The organism is Sphingobium sp. IP1 (assembly GCF_002708645.1).
Lineage (GTDB): Bacteria > Pseudomonadota > Alphaproteobacteria > Sphingomonadales > Sphingomonadaceae > Sphingobium > Sphingobium yanoikuyae.
Genome location: NZ_NOIW01000199.1, coordinates 1 through 4,520 on the forward strand (window position 1 = coordinate 1; position 4,520 = coordinate 4,520).

The 4,520-nt window shown below is 56.5% G+C and carries 4 protein-coding genes and 1 pseudogene; 3 read left to right on the forward strand and 2 right to left on the reverse strand.

The features are described from left to right. Positions 1 to 505 precede the first annotated feature (505 nt). Both CG471_RS29025 and CG471_RS29030 read right to left on the reverse strand, forming a co-directional pair. Entirely contained in the window at positions 506 to 1,303 is a 798-nt protein-coding gene (locus CG471_RS29025) for a metallophosphoesterase (RefSeq protein WP_099234572.1), read from the reverse strand. 176 nt (positions 1,304 to 1,479) lie between these two features. Next, on the reverse strand, positions 1,480 to 1,839 hold the full coding sequence (locus CG471_RS29030) for a hypothetical protein (RefSeq protein WP_099234573.1): 360 nt from the start codon (positions 1,837 to 1,839) through the stop codon (positions 1,480 to 1,482). Here CG471_RS29030 and CG471_RS29035 point away from each other — a divergent pair. From CG471_RS29035 to CG471_RS29045, 3 genes and pseudogenes are all read left to right on the forward strand, one after another. Continuing rightward, on the forward strand, positions 1,829 to 2,215 hold the full coding sequence (locus tag CG471_RS29035; protein WP_234792546.1) for a hypothetical protein: 387 nt from the start codon (positions 1,829 to 1,831) through the stop codon (positions 2,213 to 2,215). The two genes, CG471_RS29030 and CG471_RS29035, sit on opposite strands and share 11 nt — an antisense overlap. 238 nt (positions 2,216 to 2,453) lie before the next feature. Continuing rightward, on the forward strand, positions 2,454 to 3,368 hold the full coding sequence (locus CG471_RS29040) for an oxidoreductase (RefSeq protein ID WP_081331857.1): 915 nt from the start codon (positions 2,454 to 2,456) through the stop codon (positions 3,366 to 3,368). Between the two features lie 109 nt (positions 3,369 to 3,477). Next, a pseudogene (locus tag CG471_RS29045) lies at positions 3,478 to 4,396 on the forward strand (IS630 family transposase); the annotation flags it as partial. Positions 4,397 to 4,520 lie beyond the last annotated feature (124 nt).

A 4,520-nucleotide genomic window follows, 5' to 3' on the forward strand; every position in this document is an offset into this window, starting at 1 on the left:
AGTCCATATATTGCTATTTCATATTCTGAAGTATTCATATTTTCGAGCGCAAGAGAACTACCCCCCCATTCAGCATCGCTCATTCAAAACATCCACAGCGACACCCAGATCGTTGCCTGACCTTTCAAAGAAGCAGCCAACGTCGCCACAAGGTGCAAGGCGCACATCACGGCACCTGAGCGATCAGAGCACACGCCCCGCCTAGCCTACCGCTCAACGCAATGCCCGCAGATTGCCAGCGAATACCCATCAGCCACCCAGGCTAGCTTTATAACCTTCGATCGACGAGCGCACGAAAGCGCATAAACCATTTGTTCAGGTCCATGCACTATGGCCCCTTGACGACAATATTCAGGTTTTCCAAAAAATGCAGGCCGCCAGCACCTCCAAAACTCCACTCACCCCCGCCCTTGTTGCTTGCCCACAAGCGCGCGACATGGCCGCCCATTTGCTGCTTGCGACCATTATCAGCCTCGGGCTCTGGGCGGCGATCGCCGCCACCGTGTCAACACTCTGGAGTTGAAGCCTGGATCGTCCAGCGAGCCGCCCCTTCACAGCCCAGTGCAGACAAGATTCCGGATCGATAGGCTCCAGTATCAATACCGCAACGATGCGGGTGCATGTCCACGCCCGACGTTATTGAGTGTCCGTGGACAACATATTTCTCGAAAGGACCAGCGGCATTGGTGAATGCCGTCCGTATCCACCGGGTTTTTCGCAGATCCTGCGCATCGATCGGGAGTGTTGGATCAATTCCGGCATGAACAAAAATATAGTCGCCCAACACAATCATCTCCTCCATCGCGAGGAAGAAGTCGATATGCGCCTGCGCTATAAAAGGCCTCATCATCTCACTCACGACGTCAAAATTCCAGCCATTATAGAGGGGCTCGGGCACTCCATAGCTCAGGGCAGTCTGGCGCCCGCCAATCCGTGCAAACATGCGCGCCAATTCCGTTGAGCCATCCCCCGCCTCCTCATCAAGAAGCTGTAGCAACACCTCTTCGTGATTTCCGCGAATGAAGCGGCAATCATGGCGGGTCGCAAAATCAAGCACGAGATTGACGACGCCGGCGGATGCAGGACCGCGGTCTATAAGGTCTCCCAGGAATATATATAGAACTTGCGCCGGAGGGCGGCGCGCATTGTCCTCCACGAGCCGACACAGCAAATCCTCGAGCAGATCTTGCCGCCCGTGCACGTCACCAACAGCATAGACACGCATCCCCTCCGGGATCCGCGGCGACTGTTCCACCTTGCCGCGCAGCAAGGAAATCAATTTTCTAACCAAGGCCTTGATCACGTTCCAGGATCGATTGCATTTCTATCTAGGCGAGCAACAGACCGGACGGCAAGAATGATCTTCACGGCAAATGCTGCCACCCCTTCCCAGCGAACGATTATTTTGAGACACTTAACAAATAAATCATCGATCATGGAATTGGCGCACACATGCAGTCCGTTGCAAAGAATTGGCAATCACCCATCAGAGAGGAGCATAAAAGCGGCCAATTCCCCCTTCATCCACTGGGCAATATACAGATCGCCATCGACAGGATTGTCGCCATATCGCCCACACGTTCTGGTTCGCGAATCCTCCTCAATGACGGGGATATTTTTTTCCTGCGCGCCTCCCCCGAGCGCCTTTACCAGGATTTCGTTCGAACCAGCCCAATTGCCCGCCTCAATCCTTCCGATGGATGAACAAAGCCATGGATCACCAGACATCGACCAAGCGAGACAGCCAAGCGCCCGGACGCCCAGCGATGGATCGCCCCCTGTTCGCAACTGCAATATGCCTGCCAAAAAGCCGAGGTAGAAAATTGCTATGCCAGACATTCCCGCTCAATATACAGCGATGATCCGCGCCATTGGCGATGGCACCGGCCTCGCCGACAGCCTGCTACATGTTCATGCAGGCATGGCGGTCTTGATCATCGCACGCATCATCACCGGCCGCTCCCTTTCCACCCCCCTTCCACTACTCGTCGTCGCGCTGGCGGAAGCGGCTAATGAGATACTCGACCGCCTCCATTATGGCTCCTGGAGATTGGAGGACACCACTTCCGACATCATCAACACGCTGTTTTGGCCCACCATTATCTTCCTCGGACTGCGCTTCAGACCAATCCGCGACAAAGGCCCCTTGTTCCCCGCCCTGCGCCTGCCATGGATGGGCTCACGCAGCAGCCCCACCCCCGAATCCAGCAGCTGAGCAGGAAGCAAGCGGGAAATACTCGACAAGCCGCCCTCCCACTGGATCACAAACCCCATCGCAAGGATGACTAAAGCCCCCTGCGTCGAGCCATGATCGCTTCGTACCGACAATTCGGTGCCCAGACGACATTTGCGGCCAATGCAATCCGAACTATATTTTCGCTTTAGCGATACGCAAAAGTACCAGGATCATTCCCTACTTTTACTAACGCTGGTAGCCAAGAAGAGGTGACAAAATGACCGGCTGGACAATTGCCGACATGCCAACTCAGATCGGCAAGACCGCGATTGTCACCGGAACTGGCGGACTAGGCCTTGAAGTTGCGGCGGGCCTGGCCGCCGCCGGGGCGCACCTAATCATAGCTGGCCGAGATGCCCGCAAAGGTGAGGCAGCAGTCACTCGCTTACGAGCATCATCACCCTGGGCCCATGTGGAGTTCGAAGAACTTGATCTGGCCGATCTGAGTTCAATTTCACGATTTGGAACGAGACTTGCTCACCGGCTGGACAGGATCGACCTCCTTGTCAACAATGCGGGGGTCATGATGCCGCCAGTGAGAAGGCAAACAATCGATGGGTTCGAATTGCAGCTCGGCACGAATTACCTGGGGCATTTTGCTGTTACCTCTCGACTTCTACCCCTTTTGCGCAAAGCGTGGCGCGCGCGCGTCGTGACCGTTTCAAGTCTTGCAGCCCGAGCGAACAGCAAAATCCATTTCGATGACCTCAATGCCTTGGGAGACTATGACCCCATCGTATATTATGGGCAATCAAAGCTCGCATGCCTGATTTTTGCACTTGAACTCAACAGACGAAGCCAGGCGCAGGAATGGGGCATCACGAGCATCGCTGCCCATCCGGGCATCTCGAGGACAGAATTGTTCCGAAGTGGCCCTGGCCCCAAGAGTTCCTCGGCTACCGTCAGAAATCTGCTATGGTTCCTCTTCCAGCCAGCCTCCCAGGGCGCACTTCCCATATTATTTGCTTCCACAGCTGCCGAGGCGAATGGTGGATCCTATTATGGGCCTGGGCAGTTGTTTGAAACCCGCGGCGCTCCAGCTGTTGCACACATTCCCGCTCACGCACTTGACCGGCTTAAAGCACAGAAGCTTTGGCACCTTTCCGAAATACTTACCCATTCATGCTTCTGAACGCCATTATTTGCGACGCCGCAATAATGACAAATCCTAGTGGATTGACCGGAACGAAAGAGTCCGGTTGGGGATTCCCAGCGGCTTGCCGGCGTGTCAGTCTCGGCGGATGCGCGATGGCATCAGCTTCACCGTTTCGACCTCCGACCTTCAACGCCTGCACGACATCGTGTTGGCGCCCTTGAGACCGCAGAAACATGTCTGGCGCGCCCGTATCGTTCTTTTGAGCAGCGACGGCCTGGGCACCTTGGCGATTATGAGGGCAACAGGAAAGTCCAAGACCTGCGTTTGGCGCTGGCAGGAGCGTTTCATGCACGAAGGCGTCGATGGCCTGCTCCGCGACAAGTCCCGTCCGCCCGGCAAGGCGCCGGTATTGCCCAAGCGTGGCTGAGATTGTCCGGCTGACGCAGGAGCCGCCCCCGCATGAGGCGACCCACCGGACTGCGCGCGCGATGGCCAAGACGATCGGGCTTCCCGTTTCGACAGTGCAGTCGATCTGGAAGGCGCATGGCCTTGCTCCGCATCGCTGGCGCAGCTTCAAGCTGTCGAACGATCCGGCATTCGCCGAAAAACTCACCGATATCGTCGGTCTTTATCTCGATCCGCCTGCCCATGCGGTGGTCCTGTCGATCGACGAGAAGTCGCAGATACAGGCTCTCGATCGTACCCAGCCAGGTCTGCCGATGAAGAAGGGGCGCGCCGGCACGCTGACCCACGACTACAAGCGCCACGGCACGACCACGCTGTTCGCTGCACTCAACGTACTCGACGGAACCGTCATCGGGCAAAACATGCAGCGTCACCGCAATCAGGAGTTCATCCGCTTCCTCAATCGGATCGAGCGCGAAGTGCCCAAGGATAAGGCGATCCACGTAATTCTCGACAACTATGCCGCACACAAGAAGGACAAGGTCCAGGAGTGGCTCGCCCGCCATCCGCGCTGGACTTTCCACTTCACGCCAACTTCTTCTTCATGGCTCAATGCCGTCGAGGGCTTCCTCGCAAAGCTGACCAGGCGGCGCCTTAGAGGCCGTTTCGAAAGGGGTTGAGCGGCTGAGGTTCGTGGGATTCCGGGGGTTTTGCAGACAACCCGGAGATCTTGATGTGGACCCCAGCCACCCGCGTGCAGCATACGCGTGTTTCGAAGCGTTA

Bases quoted from the DNA above. Each gene is read 5' to 3' on its own strand.
- CG471_RS29030 (WP_099234573.1), bottom strand. From the start codon at position 1,839: ATGTCTGGCATAGCAATTTTCTACCTCGGCTTTTTGGCAGGCATATTG.
- CG471_RS29035 (WP_234792546.1), top strand. From the start codon at position 1,829: ATGCCAGACATTCCCGCTCAATATACAGCGATGATCCGCGCCATTGGC.
- CG471_RS29040 (WP_081331857.1), top strand. From the start codon at position 2,454: ATGACCGGCTGGACAATTGCCGACATGCCAACTCAGATCGGCAAGACC.